The sequence below is a fragment of the Lentzea sp. HUAS TT2 genome (assembly GCF_051853195.1).
Taxonomy (GTDB): domain Bacteria; phylum Actinomycetota; class Actinomycetes; order Mycobacteriales; family Pseudonocardiaceae; genus Lentzea.
This window is the reverse complement of sequence record NZ_CP196667.1, coordinates 73,631-90,758: the sequence shown is the minus strand read 5'-3', so window position 1 is coordinate 90,758 and position 17,128 is coordinate 73,631. Positions and strand designations below refer to the sequence as shown.

Sequence of the window (17,128 nt, the reverse complement as noted above, 5' to 3'; positions counted from 1 at the left end):
GTTGAAAGCTGTTGCTTTGGGTGGCGGACACGGGCTGCACGCGACGCTGACCGCGCTGAAACGGGTCACCGACGACGTGACGGCCGTGGTGACCGTCGCGGACGACGGGGGCTCGTCCGGCCGGCTGCGCAGGGAGCTCGCTGACCTGCTGCCGCCGGGCGACCTGCGCAAGGCCATGGCGGCGCTGGCCGGGGAGGACGAGGCCAGCCAGCGCTGGACGTCCCTGTTCAAGCACCGCTTCGGCGGCACGGGGGCCCTCGCCGGTCACGCGGTCGGCAACCTGGTGATCGCCGGGCTGCTCGAGCAGCTCGGCGACCCGGTGGCGGTGCTCGACCTCACGAGCAGGCTGCTCGGCGTCAAGGGCAGGGTGCTGCCGATGTCGAACGACCCGCTCGACATCGAGGCGGACGTCGTGGGCCTCGACGAGGACGAGACGGACGTGCGGCGCATCCGGGGACAGGTCGCCATCGCGACCACGCCGGGGCTCGTGCAGCGCATCCGTCTCACTGCCCCGAACGGGCGACCTGCCGGCTGTCCGGAAGCAGTACAGGCTGTACTTGACGCCGATGTCGTGGTACTCGGCCCCGGATCGTGGTTCACCAGCGTGTTGCCGCATCTGCTGGTGCCCGAACTGCACGAGGCGCTGGTGCACACGCGCGCCAAGAAGGTCCTTGTGCTCAATCTCGTCCCCCAACCGGGTGAAACCGCTGGTTTCTCTCCGGAGCGGCATTTGGACGTAGTCTGCGAACACGCACCCGAGCTGAAGGTGGACGCGGTGATCGCCGACGTCGACTCGGTCCCGACCCCGGACCGGTTGACGCGAGCCGCCTCGGCACTGGGTGCGAGAACGCATCTGGCCAAGATCGCCGCACCGGACGCCGCTGAGCGGCATGATCCGATGGCACTGGCGGGTTGCCTGAGGCAAGTGGTCGAGGAGACCGGAGTGGGAGGGACGAGCCCGTGGCGATGACGTCGGCGGTCAAGGACGAGCTGAGCAGGCTCGCGGTATCCAAGACCTGTTGCCGCCGCGCGGAGGTGTCCTCCCTGCTCAGGTTCGCCGGCGGACTGCACATCGTGTCCGGCCGGGTCGTCGTCGAGGCCGAGCTCGACCTGGGATCCGCGGCCCGCAGGCTGCTCAAGGAGATCCAGGCGCTCTACGGCCACCACGCCGAGGTCTTCACGATCCAGTCGAACGGCCTGCGCAAGGGCACCCGGTACGTCGTCCGCGTGGTCAAGGACGGCGAGGGTCTCGCCAGGCAGACCGGCCTGCTCGACCCGCGCGGACGCCCCGTGCGCGGCCTGCCCGCGCCGGTCGTGTCCGGTGGCGTGTGCGACGCCGAGGCCGCGTGGCGCGGTGCCTTCCTGGCGCACGGCTCGCTGACCGAACCCGGTCGCAGCTCGTCGCTGGAGATCACCTGCCCCGGTCCCGAGGCGGCGCTGGCCCTGGTCGGCGCGGCGCGCAGGATGGGCATCTCGTCCAAGTCGCGCGAGGTCCGCGGGGCCGAGCGCGTGGTGATAAGGGACGGCGACGCCATCGGGGCGATGCTGACCAAGCTCGGCGCGCACGACAGCGTGATGGCCTGGGAAGAGCGCCGCATGCGGCGTGAGGTCCGCGCCACCGCGAACAGGCTGGCGAACTTCGACGACGCGAACCTGCGCCGCTCGGCCCGCGCGGCCGTCGCGGCGGCCGCACGGGTGGCGCGCGCGTTGGAGATCCTCGGCCCGGAGGCACCGGACCACCTGGCCGCCGCAGGGCAGCTCAGGCTCGCGCACCGCCAGGCGTCCCTGGAGGAGCTGGGCCAGCTGTCCGACCCGCAGATGACCAAGGACGCGGTGGCAGGCCGTATAAGGCGTCTGCTGGCCATGGCGGACAAGCGGGCCAAGGACCTGGGACTGCCGGACACCGAGTCCGCGGTCACGGCGGAGATGCTCGAGGCCGAGGTCTGAGGGCGAAGCACCCGGAGCACGGTCGAGCCCCCTGACGCGGTGTCAGGGGGCTCGATCCGTTCTAGCGCATCCCGAGCTGGGTGAGCAGCGGCGTCGCGAGCGTGCGCGAGTAGGTCTGGGTCACGTGGTTGTTCCGATACACCACGACGTTGCCGACCACGGCGGGGCAGACGTCCGCGCGGCAGTACCACGGGGTCAGGTCCACCACCTTGACGCCGGAGACGCCGGCGGAGGCAGCCACGAGCGGGTCGCCCTCGCCCTGGAACGCCTCGGCACGCGGGGTGCCGCACGCTGCCGGGTCGCCGGAGTTGCGCTCCAGACACCGCGGCACCTGGCTGTTGGGGCGGGGCAGGTCCCTGATCACCGCGACAGGGATCCCGGCGCCGGACAACGCCGTCAGCATCTCCCGGTAGCCGCGCACCATGTCCTCGCGGGACTTCCACGTCCACTTGAGGTCGCTGAGGTACGACTCGCGGGACATGCCGGACACCACCACGAGGGTGGGCCTGAGCTCCTTGAGACGATCGAGCACGCCGCGGTTCTGGTCGGAGCAGATCGTCAGCGGTGCGCCGGCCGCCGAGGGCGGCACCGAGGTGAACGGGCAGCCGTTGCGCGTCATCGTCCGCACCTGCCACTGGCCGCGGCCCTCGCCGAGAGCGAAGTCGATCAGCGGTGAGTTGTACTGCGCCGCGTGCGAGTCGCCGAGCAGCACCACGGTCTTCCGCGCGGAGCTGTCGCCCCACGTGCAGGCGGTGGAGGGGAAGTCGAGCTGGTAGACGTTGCAGTCCCTGTCGTTGTCGCTGTCCGGGCCGTCCTGGTTCGCCACGGCCGGGTCCGGCAGCAGCGGCACGCCGGTGGGTGCCGGCCGGGGTGAGCGGGCGTCCAGCGCCATCGCGCCGGGGTGGTCGGCGTCGAGCACCGTGAGGGACGCGAGCTCCGTCAGGCGCTTTTCCGCGGTGTACCAGGGGATCGAGGCCGCGACCACGGACACGACCACGAGGATCGCGCCGAACAGGTACGTGCCGCGGCGACGGCCGAACCTGTTGCGGCGGAACGGGTCCTCGACGAAGCGCTTGGACAGCGCGGCGAGCACGAGGCTGATCGCGAGGGCGACGAGCATCTCCTTCTTCGACAACCGGTCGTGCCCGCCGAGTTCGAGGATCACCACGATGACGGGCCAGTGCCACAGGTAGAGGCTGTAGGAGATGTCGCCGACGTAGCGGACGGGACGGACGCTCAGCAGCCGCGCCAGCAGCGTGCCGGCGCAGGCCAGCATCGCCGCGGTGCCGAGCACGGGCAGCGCCGCCACCCAGCCGGGGAACTCCATGTCGGTCGTGTAGAGCACGGTCGAGACCAGCACGGCCGCGAAACCCAGCCAGCCGAGCACCTCCCGCACCGTCCGCGTCAGCGACACGCGGTGCAGCACCATCGCCGTGAGGCCACCGATGCCGAGCTCCCACATGCGGGTCGGGGTCACGAAGTACGCGGCACCGTGGTCGACCGGCGTGTAGTAGACGGAGAACGCGAACGACGCGGCCGTCACCAGTGCGACGGCGCCGACGGCGTAGGGGACCGTGCGGCCGTTGAGGCGTCCCGCGAGCGCCGCGCTGCCGATCAGCAACAGCGGGATCACGAGGTAGAACTGCTCCTCGACGGCCAGCGACCAGTAGTGCTGCACGGGGGAGGCGGCGGCGGTGGCGTGCCCGTAGTCGTTGGACAGCACGGCGAGCAGCCAGTTCTGGGCGTTCAGCGCGGAGGCGACGACCTCGCGCAGGAAGCCCGGCCACCGGGACTCGGGCAGCAGCACCACGACGGCGGCCACGACGGCGAGCAGCGTCGCGGTGGCGGCGGGCAGCAGACGGCGGATGCGCCGCGCGTAGAAGTCGCGCAGGCTCACCGTTCCGGTGCGGCGCAGCTCGCCGGTGAGCGTGCCGATGATCAGGAACCCGGAGATGACGAAGAAGACGTCGACACCGACGAAGCCGCCCGGTAACCACGACGGGCGCAGGTGGTAGAGCAGGACCACGCCGACGGCGAGCGCCCGGAGGCCCTGGATGTCGCCGCGCAGAGCGTGCTGGGGGCGGGGAGCTTCGAGCACCGCGGCGGGTTGCTCGGCGGAGGTGACCGCCACGGACGACTCCTAGCTACGTGGTGTCGCGGCACCCCATCCGCGCAAATGCGGCAGAGGATAACCCGATCGGGTGGCTCCCTTCGCACCCAGGTCAGTGGGTCTGCCGGCCCGCCCACACGGCGAGCTGGGCACGCGAGCGCAGTCCCAGCTTCGACCGCGCGTGCGTGACGTGCCGGGCAACGGTGTGCGGTGAGATGCCGAGCCGTTGCCCGATCTGCCGGTTCGTCAGCCCCTCCGCCACGAGCGTCGCCACGTGCAGCTCACGTGCGGAGACCACGCCGTCGTCCTCGGCCAGCGGCTGCGCGGTCAGGGCGTAGGAGATGGCCTGCGCCAACGACATCCGCTCGCCCGTCGACTCGGCGGCGCGCAGCCGCACGGCCGTGATCCGCTCGCGGCAGACGGCACGCGCGTCGTCGAGGAGGGCCTGCCAGTACGGCTCCGCGCGGAAGTCGTAGCGGGTGCGGACCAGCGACGCGGAGGTCAGCAGCGAGAGCGCGCGTTCGTCGTCGGAACCCACGCCGACCAGGCCCAGCGCCAGCCCCTCCAGGTCGTAGTACTGGTCCATCGGGTGCTCGGAGCCGACCTCCAGGCTCTCCCGGAACAGCTCGACCGCCTCGGGATAGCTCCTGCGCGCCAACGCGATCGCGCCCGCGCTGTGCAGGACCGGGTTCAGCATGTGCGGCAGGCCGATCAGCCTGGTCAGCGTCAACGCCTCGCGCACCAGCGGCGCCGCCCGGTCCGCGAAGCCGTGCTGCAGCAACGTCCAGCCGTAGGAGTTCAGCAGGATGGCGCGCGCGAGCTTGTCGTCCGAGTCGTGCAGCAGCACGGCGGCCTCGTCGAACATCTGCCAGGCCAGCGCGGGATCACCGGTGTGGGCCTCCGCGGAGGCGAGCACCTCCAGCGCACGGGCCGTCGTGCCGGGACGGCGCGCGTCGGCGCGTTCGATGGCCAGCGACTCCTCGGCGAACCGGCGGGTCACGTGCCAGCCGCCGCGCACCCGGTGGTGCATCGCGGCCAGCACCGCGAGGGTGCTCCGGTACGGCTGCGGCATCGGCTGGGACAGGGCCTGGTGCAGCTGTTCGGTCGGGGCGCCGCGAGGGCCGCGCGGGGTCGAGGTCCAGGCCGTCGCGACGATCGCGAGCGCGTGCCGGGACCAGTCGCCGGTCTCGGCCGTCCTGGCCACGGCCAGTTCCAGCAGGCCCACGTTGCGGTCCAGGCGCAGGACGACGGGCGGCGACGGGAAGAACGACGAGATCTCCGGCTCCACGACCGAACACACCCACTCGACCACGCGGTCGGCCACAAGAGTGAGATCCCCGTGCGCGATAGCGCGCTCGTAGCAGTAGAGCCGGACGGACTCGAGCTGGCGGAACGTCGTGTGGCCACCGACCCGGTCGACCACCAGCAACGACTTCTGCTCGAGGCCCGTCAGCAGCTCCAGGGCGTCCGGGACACCGCACACCGCGCTCGCCACACCGAGGTCGAACGGCACGCCCAGCGCCGCGAGTCGCCGAGAGGCCGCCTGCTCCTCCTCGGACAGCAGGTCGTAACTCCAGCCGATCGCGGTCCGCAGCGTGCGGTGCCGGTCCTCGGCGGCGCGCGGCCCGCCTGTCAGCAACGCCAGCCGGTCGCCCAGGCGGGCGAGGATGTCGGCGGGGGAGAGCACGGTGATGCGCCGCGCGGCCAGTTCGATCGCAAGGGGCATGCCGTCGAGCGACCTGCACACGGCGACGACGTCGGCGACGTTCGCGGCGTCCACCTCGAACGAGCGGTCCACCGAGACCGCACGGTCGCGGAAGAGCACCACCGCGTCGTGCCGCAGGGCCTCGGCGACGTCGCAGTCCGCGGGCGGCAGCTCCAGCTCCCCGACGGCGAAGACCTGTTCGCCCGCAAGGCGAAGAGGCTCCCGCGACGTCGCCAGGACGCGCAGCCGCGGGCAGCAGGCCAGCAGCTCCGCCACGACGTCGGCGACGTCGAGCAGCAGGTGCTCGCAGTTGTCGAGCACGAGCAACGGCCGCCGGTGCTGCTCGATCTCGGCGATCACCGCGTCGAGCACGGAGCGGTTGGGCAGCGGGTGCGCGCCGACCGCGTGGTAGATCGCCTGGACGGCGTCGGAGGCCGGAGCCAGCGCTGTCCACCACGTCTGGTCGGCGCGTTTGCTGACGTGCTGCACGGCGAGGCGGGTCTTGCCCGCCCCCGCGGGACCGGCCAGCGTGACGAGGCGGTCCGTGCCGTGGCGTGCCAGCGAGGCCAGCTCCTCGCGGCGGCCCACGAACGTGTCGAGCGGCGAGGGGACGGTCGAGTCATGCGGGGAGTCATCGCGTGCCGAGCTGCGTTCGCGGTAAGCGCGCTGACGGCAGGCGTTGGAGCAGTAGCGTCGGCCCGCGACCGCTTCGGGAAGCGGGTCCCCACATGTCACGCAGGCGGCATTGGCCGTCATGACCATTGACCGTACCGGCGCGTAACGGTCCGTAACACCCGCTGTTTCGGGGTATTGAAGGGTCCTTCCGAGCCTGGCAAGGATCACTCCATGACAGCGCAGACCAGACCCGGGAACCCGCTCGTCCCGCCGCAGGACCGCCAGGTGGTCGACGAGTGGCTCGCACGGATCACGGCGGTCGTCGGCAGGGACCCGAAGGACACCGGACCGGAGGCTTGCCGCACGGCCGCGGAGGCGGCAGAGGAACTGAGCGCGTACCTCTGGATGCTCCGCGCCCTGCGCCGCCGAACGGCCTAATCAGGGGCTGTTTTTCTGGCTCGATCAAGAGATACGCACTATCCCTGTGACCAGGGACGCAGTTCGGCAGATAGGGTGGGCTTGTTCCTACCAAGCTGAACGCAAGGAGTCAGTCGTGACGGTTCGTGTAGGTGTCAACGGTTTCGGTCGCATCGGGCGCAACTTCTTCCGCGCCGTGAGGGCCGGCGGCCACGACATCGAGATCGTCGCGTTCAACGACCTGGGTGACGTCGCCACCATGGCCCACCTGCTGAAGTACGACAGCATCCTCGGTCGACTGGACGCCGACGTGCAGGTCGTCGACGAGGGCATCTCCGTCGACGGCAAGGTCATCAAGGCCCTCGCCGAGCGCAACCCGGGCGCTCTGCCCTGGAAGGACCTCGGCGTCGACGTCGTGGTCGAGTCGACCGGCTTCTTCACCGACGCCACCAAGGCCCGCGCGCACGTGGACGAGGGCGGCGCCAAGAAGGTCATCATCTCCGCGCCGGCCAAGAACGAGGACCTCACGGTCGTCATCGGCGCCAACGAGGAGAAGTTCGACGGTTCGCAGACGATCATCTCGAACGCGTCCTGCACCACGAACTGCCTCGCGCCGCTGGCCAAGGTCCTCAACGACAGCTTCGGCGTCGAGCAGGGCCTCATGACCACGATCCACGCGTACACGCAGGACCAGAACCTGCAGGACGCGCCGCACAGCGACCTCCGCCGTGCCCGCGCCGCCGCGCTGAACATCGTCCCGACCTCCACGGGCGCCGCGAAGGCCATCGGCCTGGTGCTGCCGGAGCTCAAGGGCAAGCTCGACGGCTACGCGCTGCGCGTGCCGATCCCCACGGGCTCGGCCACCGACCTGACCGTCACGCTCAAGCGCGAGGTCACCGTCGAAGAGGTCAACGCCGCGTACAAGGCCGCCGCCGAGGGCCCCCTGGCCGGCATCCTCAAGTACTCGACGGACCCGATCGTGTCGGCCGACATCGTCACCGACCCGCACTCGTGCATCTACGACGCGCCGCTGACCAAGGTCATCGGCAACCAGGTCAAGGTCGTCGGCTGGTACGACAACGAGTGGGGCTACTCCAACCGCCTCGCGGACCTCGTCAAGCTCGTCGCGTCGAAGATCTGAGCAGGGGCGAACAGTCAGTGAAGACTCTCAGCGACCTGCTCGCCGAGGGTGTCGCAGGTCGGCGCGTCCTGGTGCGCGCCGACCTGAACGTCCCCCTCGACGGAGACAAGATCACCGATGACGGCCGCGTGCGCGCGTCCGTGCCGACGATCAAGGCACTCGCCGACGCGGGTGCCCGCGTGATCGTCACCGCCCACCTCGGCCGCCCCAAGGGCGAGCCGGACCCGAAGTTCTCCCTGGCGCCCGCCGCCGCTCGCCTCGGTGAGCTGCTCGGCACCGAGGTCGCGCTCGCGGGCGACCTGGTCGGCCCGTCCGCCACGTCCGTGGTCGGCGCGCTCACCGACGGTGGCGTCGTGATGCTGGAGAACGTCCGCTTCGACGCCCGTGAGACCTCGAAGGACGGCGCGGAGCGCGCGGCACTGGCCGACGAGCTCGCGGCGTTCGCGGACGCGTTCGTGTCCGACGGTTTCGGTGTCGTGCACCGCAAGCAGGCCTCGGTCTACGACGTGGCGCAGAAGCTGCCCGCGTACGTCGGCGGTCTGGTCGAGGCCGAGCTGAAGGTGCTCAAGAAGCTCACCGACGACCTGGAGCGCCCGTACGTCGTGGTGCTCGGCGGCGCGAAGGTGTCCGACAAGCTCGGCGTCATCGCGAACCTGCTGGCCAAGGTCGACCGGCTGCTCATCGGCGGCGGCATGGCGTACACGTTCCTCAAGGCCCAGGGCCACGAGGTCGGCACGTCGCTGCTGCAGGAAGACCAGCTCGACCAGGTCAAGGGCTTCCTCGAGGAAGCGGACAAGCGCGGCGTCGAGCTCGTGCTGCCGGTCGACGTGCTGGTCACGGCCGAGTTCGGCAACACCGACCACGAGGTCGTCCCCACCTCCGAGATCCCCGCGGACAAGATGGGTCTCGACATCGGCCCGAAGTCGCGCGAGCTGTTCGCGTCGAAGCTCGCCGATGCCAAGACGGTGTTCTGGAACGGCCCCATGGGCGTCTTCGAGATCGAGACCTACGCCGGTGGCACGCGTGCCGTCGCGGAGGCCCTGGTCAAGTCCGACGCGTTCACCGTCGTCGGCGGCGGCGACTCGGCTGCCGCGGTGCGTGCGCTGGGTCTGCCCGAGGACGGCTTCTCGCACATCTCCACCGGTGGTGGCGCGTCCCTGGAGTTCCTGGAAGGCAAGGAACTCCCCGGCATCAGCGTTTTGGAGTCCTGATGGCAGCCCGGCTCCCGCTCATCGCGGGCAACTGGAAGATGAACCTCAACCACCTCGAGGCCATCGGTCTCGTGCAGAAGATCGCTTTCTCCCTCCCGGAGAAGTACTTCGCCAAGGTCGAGGTCGCCGTTCTTCCCCCGTTCGTCGACATCCGCAGCATCCAGACGCTGGTCGACGGCGACAAGCTGCTGCTCAAGTACGGCGCGCAGGACATCTCGCAGCACGACTCCGGTGCCTACACCGGTGAGGTCTCCGGCCCGATGATCAAGAAGCTCGGCTGCCACTACGTGGTCGTCGGGCACTCCGAGCGGCGCGAGTACCACGGCGAGACGGACGCCATCGTCAACGCCAAGGTCAAGGCGGCGCTGAAGGTCGAGGTCACCCCGATCTTCTGCTTCGGCGAGAAGCTCGACGTCCGCGAGGCCAAGGGTCACCTGGAGCTGGTGCGCCAGCAGCTGGAGGACGGCCTCAAGGGCTTCACCGCCGAACAGGTCGCCCAGATCGTGTTCGCCTACGAGCCCGTCTGGGCCATCGGCACCGGCCGCACCGCCTCTTCGGCTGACGCGCAGGAGGTGTGCTCGCTGGTCCGCTCGTTCGTCGCGGAGAAGTACGGCGAGGAGACCGCGGCCGTCGTCCGGGTGCTCTACGGCGGTTCGGTGAAGTCGTCGAACATCGGTGAACTGATCGCGCAGAAGGACATCGACGGCGCTCTCGTCGGCGGTGCCAGCCTTCAGGCGGACGAATTCACCAAGCTGTGCGCATTGGCTGCCGGCGGGCCTCTACCCTAAGTTGATCTGGCTTAATCCCTAATCCCACCGGATGCACACGTTCGGCAGTCGAACAGGTACTCTATGGCGTCGGCTGCCTGACAGCGAGGAAGAAATGATCCTGTTCCTGCAGATCCTGTTGATCGTCTCCAGCGTGCTGCTGGTGCTGCTGGTGTTGCTGCACCGCGGCCGTGGTGGCGGCCTTTCTTCGCTGTTCGGCGGCGGTATGCAGTCGAGTCTGTCCGGTTCCTCCGTCGTCGAGAAGAACCTCGACCGCCTGACGCTGTTCGTCGGCGCGGTCTGGGTCATCGCCATCGTGGGCATCGGACTCCTGATCAAGCTCCCCGGGGCCTGATCAACCGTTCAGCGGCAGAAGCCCTCAGGGGCTTGGAGTAACCACTTGGTGGGGGTGTAACGGTCGATGTCCGGTGGTAACGCGATTCGCGGTACCCGCGTCGGCGCAGGCCCGATGGGCGAATCGGAACGCGGCGAGTCCGCGCCCCGTCGTCGGGTGTCGTACTGGTGCGCGAACGGTCACGAGTCCCGGCCTTCCTTCGCGGTCGAAGCGGACGTGCCGGAGAACTGGGACTGCCCGCGCTGCGGCCTCCCCGCAGGTCGCGACGAGCAGACACCACCCGCTCCTCCGCGCAACGAGCCGTACAAGACGCACCTTGCGTACGTGAAGGAGCGGCGCTCCGACGCGGACGGCGAGGCGATCCTCGAAGAGGCTCTCGCCAAGCTGCGCCGCCAGCGCGAAGAGCCTTAAGGCTCAGATCCTCCGAATACGCGAAAGGCCCCCTCATCCTGCGGAGAGGGGGCCTTTCGCGTTGTTGCTCGGTTGCACGCGGGGCGCTTTCGTACCGCATGTCGGTACGAAAGGGCCCCGCGTGCGGTCAGCGGCGAAGGCCGCTGAACTGACGGCGCAGCATCGCCGCTCCGACGAGCAGGAAGAACAGCAGTACGACGAGCGTGCTGGTCGTGCCACCCGAGGAGCTCGACAGCGTCACGTCGACGTTGCCCACGAGCACGATGCCGCACTCCGCGCGCACCTTGTGGCGGCCGGGCTCGATGCTCGAGAACTTCACCGGCGAGCGGAACGTGCCGTTCTCGTCCGCCGTGGTCTTGCCGACGTCCTGGCCCAGCGACTTCAGCGTCACGTCCGCGCCCTTGGGGCAGCCGGTGCCGGTCGCGGTCAGGTCGTCACCGGGCTGGATGTTCTCCTTGTCCAGGACCAGGACGCCGTCGTCGGGGTTCGTCAGCGCGTCGGTCGTGGAGGAGGAGGGCGGGGTCGACGAGTCCGTGGTGGTCGTGGTCGTCGTCGTGGTAGTCACCGGGGGAGTGGTGGTGGTCGTGATGACCGGGGGACGGGTCGTCACGGGCGGGTTGGTGACCGGCGGGTTCGTCACGGGCGGCTGCGTGGTGACGGGCGGGCGCGTCGTGGTGACCGGCGGCGGGATCTGGACCGTGTAGTTGTTGGACGCCGAGCTGGCCTGGCACGAGGTCGGCTGCACGGTCACGCGGTGGCTGCCGGCGGTGGCGTTCGCCGGAACCGTTGCCGAACCGGAACCCGTTCCGTTGCTGTCGCCGGAGCCGCTGCCCACTACTGTCTTGCCGTCCCACAGGACGCGCACCGTGCGGAACTCGCACGTCCGGGGGAAGTAGATTCCCGTCCACGAGACTTTGAAGCCCGTTCCCGGTGCGCCGACGTTCGGGCTGACCGTGAGCGCTGGCGGCTGCTGGGCCGCGGCCGGTGTGGCGACCAGCACCGTAACACCGGCCATCATGGCCACGAGTAAGCCTAAAGACCGCATTCCAACTCCCCGGATCAGAACCTAAGGTGCGCTAGTGAGACGTCGCATGGCCGGTGCAGGTTTACTGCTGTGGGTCGGAATTATGCTGCTTCCCTCAACGGCCTCCGCACAGGACGGGTCTGTGATCCTCGAGGCCGATGTGGACGGTAGGCCGGTTGGAGTAGGGACCCTGGTGCTGGACCCGTCGCGGACCGCGAAGGTCTCCATCACGGTCCGCAACAACACGAACACCCTGCAGCGCGTGAAGACCGTGCGGATCAGCGGCACCGCGCTGGCGTTGACCTTCTTCGCTTACGACACAACGGTTCCGTTCGACGTGCCGGCGAAGTCCTCCGAGACCCGTTCGTTCCCGCTGGAGCCGACCGACCTCGGCTCGCAGGCGATCGGTCTCCTTCCGGTCACGGTCGAGGTCATCGACGTCGGGCGGGAGAGCATCGCGTCCGTCGAGACGACCGGGGACGTCCGGGGCTCGCTCTGGTCGGTCTACGGGGCGTTCGGGCTGGGCGTGCTCGTGCTGACCGGTCTGTCGTGGGCGGGTGCGTTGATCGCGCTGGCCCGTCGCCGCCTGCCCGTGAACCGGTGGCAGCGAGCCATGCGGTTCCTGCCGGCCGGTGTCGGTACCGGGCTGGTCGCGGTGATCTCGCTGTCCGTGCTGCGGCTGGTGGCGCCGTCGCCGACGGCCGAGATCCCGTTCATCGTCGGGGCCGCCGCGGCCGCGTTCGTGCTCGGTTACCTGACGCCGCACCCCGGTGAGCAGAGGCATCCGTCCGATGTGGATACCGTGAGGATTCAACGGTGATTCAGTCCAGTGTGGTCGCCGCGTTGCCGCAGTACGCCGTCGGCGAGCAGATCGGCGAGGGCGGCATGGGTGTCGTCTACGGCGGTGTGCACCGGCAGCTGGGGCGTCCCGTGGCGATCAAGCGGCTGCCGCACGCCGTGGCCGAGGACCCGCGGATGAGCGAGCGGTTCGAGCACGAGGCGCGGTTGCTGGCCCGGCTCGACCACCCGCACATCGTGCCCGTCTACGACTACGTCCGGCAGCAGGGCGAGCACCTGCTGGTGATGGAACGGCTCGACGGCGGCACGGTCTGGTCGCGGTTCTCCGACGACGGCCTGACCGCGCAGCAGTCGTGCGGGATCGTGCTGGCGGCGTTGTCGGGGTTGCACGCGGCGCACGAGGCCGGGGTGCTGCACCTCGACGTGAAGCCCAAGAACCTGCTCTTCACCTCGAACGGCGTGGTGAAGGTGGCGGACTTCGGCATCTCCCAGGTGGTGTCGGAGGGCGCGACGCTCGTGACGCACGGTGGCGCGGTGCTCGGCACGCCCGCCTACATCGCGCCGGAGCAGGCGATGGGCAACGCGCTGTCGCCCGCGGCCGACGTCTACGCGACCGGCACGATGCTCTACGAACTGCTCTGCGGCGACCTGCCGTTCGAACGCGGCGGCGGCCCGATCGCGATGATCCAGAAGCGGGTCTTCCAGGAGCCGCGGCCGGTGCCGAAGGTGCCGGAACCCCTTGCGAGTGTGGTGATGCGCAGCATCGCGCGCGAACCCGAGGCGCGCTATCGCAACGCCGAGACGTTCGCGATCGACCTGGCGGGCGCGGCGGGCCACCTGTTCGGCCCGGACTGGCTCGTGCGTCTGGGCATGCCCGTGCACCTCGCACCGCAGGTGTCGTCGTCGTCCACGCGTCCGTCGCTGCGGCCGGTGCCCGAACGGGACACGGTCACGCTCACCGGGCAGCGGATCCGGGCCACGCTGGTCGATCCGGTCCCGGCCGCCCGGCTCAGCGGCAGCAGCACGCTGGTGCCGGCCTCGGAGGTGATCAAGCCGCCATCGAAGCCGTGGGCGTTGTGGCTGGTCGCCGCACTCGCGTTGATCGCGATGGCCGTCGTGCCGTTCGTGGCGACCGGTAACCCGCCCACCACGATCGTCGAGCTGGACCTGGCCGACCCCGTGAAGGTCGAGGGCACGCACCTCGTCGTGACGGCGGCCGGGATCCCGCTCGCGGACGTGCCCGAGCGCGCCCCGGAGGGCTTCGTGCTGCCGGGCGCGGCGCGGTGGATCATCGGCGGCGTCGTGACGGCCCAGGTCGACGACCAGCCGCCGTTCCTGCTGAAGTCCAGCCAGACGCCGTGGCTGAGCCTGATGGGCACCGGCTCGGTGTTGTTGCTGCTCTTCACGTTCGCGTACCTGGAGTCGAACCTGCGGGCGCTGCGCCGGCGGCAGACCGGGGTGGCGGCGGTGATCGCGTCCGTGCCGCTCGGCCTCGGACTCGGCCTGTCCGTGTGGCTGCTCGTGTCCGTGCTGCTGGAGCACGAGCCGACGATGCCGATCGCGCTCACGTGCGGTGTGCTCGGCGCGGCGGCGGCATTGAGTGCGTCGCTCGCCTCTAAGCCCGCCTGACCGCCAGTTCGAACAGGTCCGCGAGCTCCCTCGCGTACGCGGAGACGTCGGTGTCCGGCCGGGCCATGAGCTCGGCCGGCGCCGCCTCCATCGCGGCGATGACCGACACCGCCATCACGCGCGGTGCGAAGTCCCGCAGCTCACCGCACTTCTGGCCTTCGCGGAACATGTCCTCCAGCTCGGCCAGCGTGCGTTCGTTCTGCTCCTCCGACCACGTCCGTGCGGCTTCGGCGTCCCGTGCGGCGGCCGCGATCTGGGAGATCGCGATGAGCTCTGCGGGGTGCTCGCTGCAGTAGTGCACGAAGCCCTCGATGAGTGACCGCAGCGCCGCGGGGTAGCCGTCGGTGCTCTTGGAGCGTGCGGTCAGTGCGCGGTCCATCGAGTCGTGCACCGTCAGCATGACCTGCTTCATCAGTTCCTCGCGCTTGGCGAAGTGGTACGTGATGAGCCCCGGGCTGATGCCCGCACGCTGTGCGATCTGCACGAACGACGCCTTGGCGTACCCGATCTCGGCGATCGTCGCGATGGTCGCGGCCACGATCTGACCGCGCCGGGCGTCCTCGATGAAGCTGCGCTTCTGGTCGCCCGACCGATTTTCTGGTTGCATGACCAGTAGCCTAGTTGAGTAACTAGTCGAGGGGGAACGATGATCAGTCGAAAGGTGTTCTTGAAGGCCGTTGCCGGTGCCGCGGCACTGAGCGTCGCGGGAGGAACGGCGTCAGCGGCGCCGAAGAAGCGGGGCGGCGTCTGTTACGACACCGGCGTGCTGCACGCGGTGGGGGACCCGTTGAGCCGCGTGCGGTGGAGCCGTCCGCAGCTGGAACGGGAGATCCGCCTGATCGCCGACGAGCTGCGCTGCCCGTCGATCACGGCGTTCGGCACCGACCTCGGCCGGCTCGCCGAGACGACGGACGCGGCGCTGCGCCACGGCATGCAGGTCTTCGTGCAGCCGAGGCTCTACGACCACCCGCAGGAGCAGGTCCTGGAACACATGGCCGAGGCAGCGCGCACGGCCGAGCGGAAGCGGCGCGGCGACAACGTCAAGTTCGTCACCGGCTGCGAGCACTTCCTGTTCACGCCGGGCATCATCCCCGGCGACACGTTCCTGGACCGGCTCGCGAACATCCCGTCGATCACGGACTGGCCCGGCGTCATCCAGCGCTTCCGCGAGTTCATGGTGAAGGCCGTAGAGGTGGCGCGCAGGGAGTTCCACGGCCGGATCACCTACGGCGCTGCCGCGGGGGCCGATGGCGACTGGAACGACTGGTCGTTGTTCGACCTCGTCGGCCTCGACTACTACACGTACTTCGAGACCGATGCCGAGTACGCGACTGACCTGGACAAACACCGTCGCTGGGGCAAGCCGCTGATGATCATGGAGTACGGCTGCTGCACGTTCACGGGCGCCGCGGTGGCCGGCGGGATGGGCTGGGACATCGTCGACTACGAGGCCACCCCACCGGTGATCAAGCCGGGCTTCGAGCGGAACGAACGCGAGCAGGCCGACCACATCGCCCGCATGCTGCGCGTGTTCGGCGCACAGCCCGATGTCGAGGGATCGCACCTGTACTCGGTCATCTCACCGGACTCGCCGCACAACCCGACGTGCCGCGATCGCGACTACGACATGGCCTCGTACAGCTTGCTGCGCACGATGCGTGAGCGGTTCGACGACGACAACTCGCCCTACCGGCTGAAGCCCAAGAAGTCGTTCCACGCCTTCCAGCGGTTCAATCGGTGATGACGCGCTCGCGAGGGAACGTGGCCGACACCAGGAAGCCGCCGTCCTCGGTCGGGCCGGCCGAGAACTCGCCACCGAGCAACGTGGCGCGCTCGCGCAGGCCGACCAGGCCGTGACCTCCGCTGGGCAGTGACGACGACGGGCTGGACGCCGCGGTGTTGCGGATCTCGACCAGCACGTTGTCGTCGTACTGGGCGTCGATGAACACCGTCGCGCTCGCTCCCACGGCGTGCTTGCGGATGTTGGTGAGGGCCTCCTGCACCGTCCGGTAGACGGCGCCGGACACCGGTGCGGAGAGGTCCTCCACCGGCCCCTTGAGCTGGATGGTCACCTCGAAGCCCGCGTCGGCGGCCAGTTCGGACAGCTCGTCCAGGCCCGGCTGGGTGTCCTCCGTGGTGCGCAGGACGGACACGAGCGTGCGCAGCTCGTCGAGCGTGCGCGTCGACAACGTGCGGATGGTGCCCGCGACCTGTTTGTGCTCGGCGTCGACCACGGCCATGCGCAGCGCACCCGCCTGCATCGCGATGAGGCTGACCTGATGCGACACCACGTCGTGCATCTCGCGGGCGAGCTTTGCCCGTTCGTCGGCACGGATGGCGTGCGCGTGCAGCACGCGCTCTCTCTCGCGGGACTCGGCGAGTTCGCGGATGCGGTTGGACAACTCCTGGCGTGCGTGCACCAGCAGGCCGATCGCGATGGGCAGGCCCGACACCAGGAAGCCGTAGATCGCCGAGTGGAAGTGCCCCGACGCCGGGCGCTCGATCAGTTCCTCGAACGGCCAGGCGACGAACCGGCAGAGCCAGACCAGCGCGGCCGCGAGGCCCGTCTGCCAGCCACCGAGGTAGCGGCGGGCGACCGTGTAGAGGGCGATCATCGCGGCGAGCTGCGACCAGCCGACGAAGAAGCCGGGGATGGTCAGCACCAGCGTGAGGAACGGGAACCGCCGCCGCAGGACCAGCGCGCCGACCGCGAGCCAGTTGAGCCACAGCTGGTAGTTCTCGATCGGCGGGAGGTCCGTGATCGGGTCGGCCTCGAGCCACAGTCCGTACAGCCAGACGTCGAGGACGGCGAAGAAGATCAACGCCAGGTCCGCGAGCACCTGCCGGTAGTCACCACTGAGCGGCCAGCGCGAGCGGGCCGCGGTCTCCTCCGGCCGTCTGGCCGGGAGCAGCGTCGTGGTCAGGATCCGACCTCCCCTGTGAGCCTTGCGATCCTCACCGTACTGCGCGTATGCGGCGGATGGCATTGGCTGCCCCT

Annotated in this window: 16 protein-coding genes; 11 read left to right on the top strand and 5 right to left on the bottom strand. The window is 69.7% G+C overall.

Features of this window, described 5'->3' with window-relative positions:
* The first annotated feature begins 1 nt into the window (after position 1).
* Positions 2 to 970 (top strand): gluconeogenesis factor YvcK family protein, encoded by a 969-nt coding sequence (locus tag ACSHWB_RS00445; RefSeq protein WP_439664492.1) that lies wholly within the window; start codon positions 2 to 4, stop codon positions 968 to 970.
* Positions 961 to 1,947: a DNA-binding protein WhiA gene (whiA, locus tag ACSHWB_RS00440; protein ID WP_030478101.1), complete on the top strand. Its 987-nt coding sequence runs from the start codon at positions 961 to 963 to the stop codon at positions 1,945 to 1,947. Before ACSHWB_RS00445 ends, whiA begins: the two co-directional genes overlap by 10 nt.
* A gap of 61 nt (positions 1,948 to 2,008) precedes the next feature.
* Here whiA and ACSHWB_RS00435 read toward each other — a convergent pair whose 3' ends face one another.
* A complete protein-coding gene (locus ACSHWB_RS00435; RefSeq protein WP_439660089.1) occupies positions 2,009 to 4,078 on the bottom strand; it encodes an acyltransferase family protein in 2,070 nt (689 codons plus the stop codon).
* A 91-nt stretch (positions 4,079 to 4,169) separates the two neighbouring features.
* The gene (locus ACSHWB_RS00430) at positions 4,170 to 6,518 is read right to left on the bottom strand and encodes an ATP-binding protein (RefSeq protein WP_439660088.1); all 2,349 of its coding nucleotides are present in this window, start codon (positions 6,516 to 6,518) and stop codon (positions 4,170 to 4,172) included.
* 90 nt (positions 6,519 to 6,608) lie between these two features.
* Here ACSHWB_RS00430 and ACSHWB_RS00425 point away from each other — a divergent pair, with 90 nt between their 5' ends.
* From ACSHWB_RS00425 to ACSHWB_RS00400, 6 genes are all read left to right on the top strand, one after another.
* Positions 6,609 to 6,815 carry a hypothetical protein gene (locus tag ACSHWB_RS00425; RefSeq protein ID WP_439660087.1) on the top strand — a complete coding sequence of 69 codons (207 nt, stop codon included), beginning with the start codon at positions 6,609 to 6,611 and terminating at the stop codon, positions 6,813 to 6,815.
* Between the two features lie 115 nt (positions 6,816 to 6,930).
* Entirely contained in the window at positions 6,931 to 7,935 is a 1,005-nt protein-coding gene (gap, locus tag ACSHWB_RS00420) for a type I glyceraldehyde-3-phosphate dehydrogenase (protein WP_439660086.1), read from the top strand.
* A 17-nt stretch (positions 7,936 to 7,952) separates the two neighbouring features.
* Positions 7,953 to 9,146: a phosphoglycerate kinase gene (locus ACSHWB_RS00415; protein ID WP_439660085.1), complete on the top strand. Its 1,194-nt coding sequence runs from the start codon at positions 7,953 to 7,955 to the stop codon at positions 9,144 to 9,146.
* Positions 9,146 to 9,934: a triose-phosphate isomerase gene (gene tpiA / locus ACSHWB_RS00410; RefSeq protein ID WP_439660084.1), complete on the top strand. Its 789-nt coding sequence runs from the start codon at positions 9,146 to 9,148 to the stop codon at positions 9,932 to 9,934. The genes ACSHWB_RS00415 and tpiA overlap by 1 nt, the downstream gene beginning before the upstream one ends.
* A gap of 94 nt (positions 9,935 to 10,028) precedes the next feature.
* Complete coding sequence (secG, locus tag ACSHWB_RS00405; protein WP_089958273.1) at positions 10,029 to 10,268, top strand: preprotein translocase subunit SecG; 240 nt, start codon at positions 10,029 to 10,031, stop codon at positions 10,266 to 10,268.
* Between the two features lie 66 nt (positions 10,269 to 10,334).
* The gene (locus tag ACSHWB_RS00400) at positions 10,335 to 10,679 is read left to right on the top strand and encodes an RNA polymerase-binding protein RbpA (protein ID WP_319971106.1); all 345 of its coding nucleotides are present in this window, start codon (positions 10,335 to 10,337) and stop codon (positions 10,677 to 10,679) included.
* Positions 10,680 to 10,806: 127 nt separating this feature from the next.
* Here ACSHWB_RS00400 and ACSHWB_RS00395 read toward each other — a convergent pair whose 3' ends face one another.
* The gene (locus ACSHWB_RS00395; RefSeq protein ID WP_439660083.1) at positions 10,807 to 11,697 is read right to left on the bottom strand and encodes a hypothetical protein; all 891 of its coding nucleotides are present in this window, start codon (positions 11,695 to 11,697) and stop codon (positions 10,807 to 10,809) included.
* 199 nt (positions 11,698 to 11,896) lie between these two features.
* Between ACSHWB_RS00395 and ACSHWB_RS00390 the strand changes: the two genes are divergently transcribed.
* Both ACSHWB_RS00390 and ACSHWB_RS00385 read left to right on the top strand, forming a co-directional pair.
* A complete protein-coding gene (locus ACSHWB_RS00390; protein WP_439660082.1) occupies positions 11,897 to 12,523 on the top strand; it encodes a hypothetical protein in 627 nt (208 codons plus the stop codon).
* The gene (locus ACSHWB_RS00385) at positions 12,520 to 14,130 is read left to right on the top strand and encodes a serine/threonine-protein kinase (RefSeq protein ID WP_439660081.1); all 1,611 of its coding nucleotides are present in this window, start codon (positions 12,520 to 12,522) and stop codon (positions 14,128 to 14,130) included. The genes ACSHWB_RS00390 and ACSHWB_RS00385 overlap by 4 nt, the downstream gene beginning before the upstream one ends.
* Here ACSHWB_RS00385 and ACSHWB_RS00380 read toward each other — a convergent pair.
* The gene (locus tag ACSHWB_RS00380) at positions 14,117 to 14,737 is read right to left on the bottom strand and encodes a TetR/AcrR family transcriptional regulator (RefSeq protein WP_439660080.1); all 621 of its coding nucleotides are present in this window, start codon (positions 14,735 to 14,737) and stop codon (positions 14,117 to 14,119) included. The genes ACSHWB_RS00385 and ACSHWB_RS00380 overlap by 14 nt on opposite strands.
* A gap of 39 nt (positions 14,738 to 14,776) precedes the next feature.
* On the opposite strand from ACSHWB_RS00380, the gene ACSHWB_RS00375 reads away from it, so the two are divergent.
* Entirely contained in the window at positions 14,777 to 15,871 is a 1,095-nt protein-coding gene (locus tag ACSHWB_RS00375) for a hypothetical protein (RefSeq protein WP_439660079.1), read from the top strand.
* Here ACSHWB_RS00375 and ACSHWB_RS00370 read toward each other — a convergent pair.
* Positions 15,861 to 17,117 (bottom strand): sensor histidine kinase, encoded by a 1,257-nt coding sequence (locus ACSHWB_RS00370; protein ID WP_439660078.1) that lies wholly within the window; start codon positions 17,115 to 17,117, stop codon positions 15,861 to 15,863. The genes ACSHWB_RS00375 and ACSHWB_RS00370 overlap by 11 nt on opposite strands.
* Between the last annotated feature and the right edge of the window lie 11 nt (positions 17,118 to 17,128).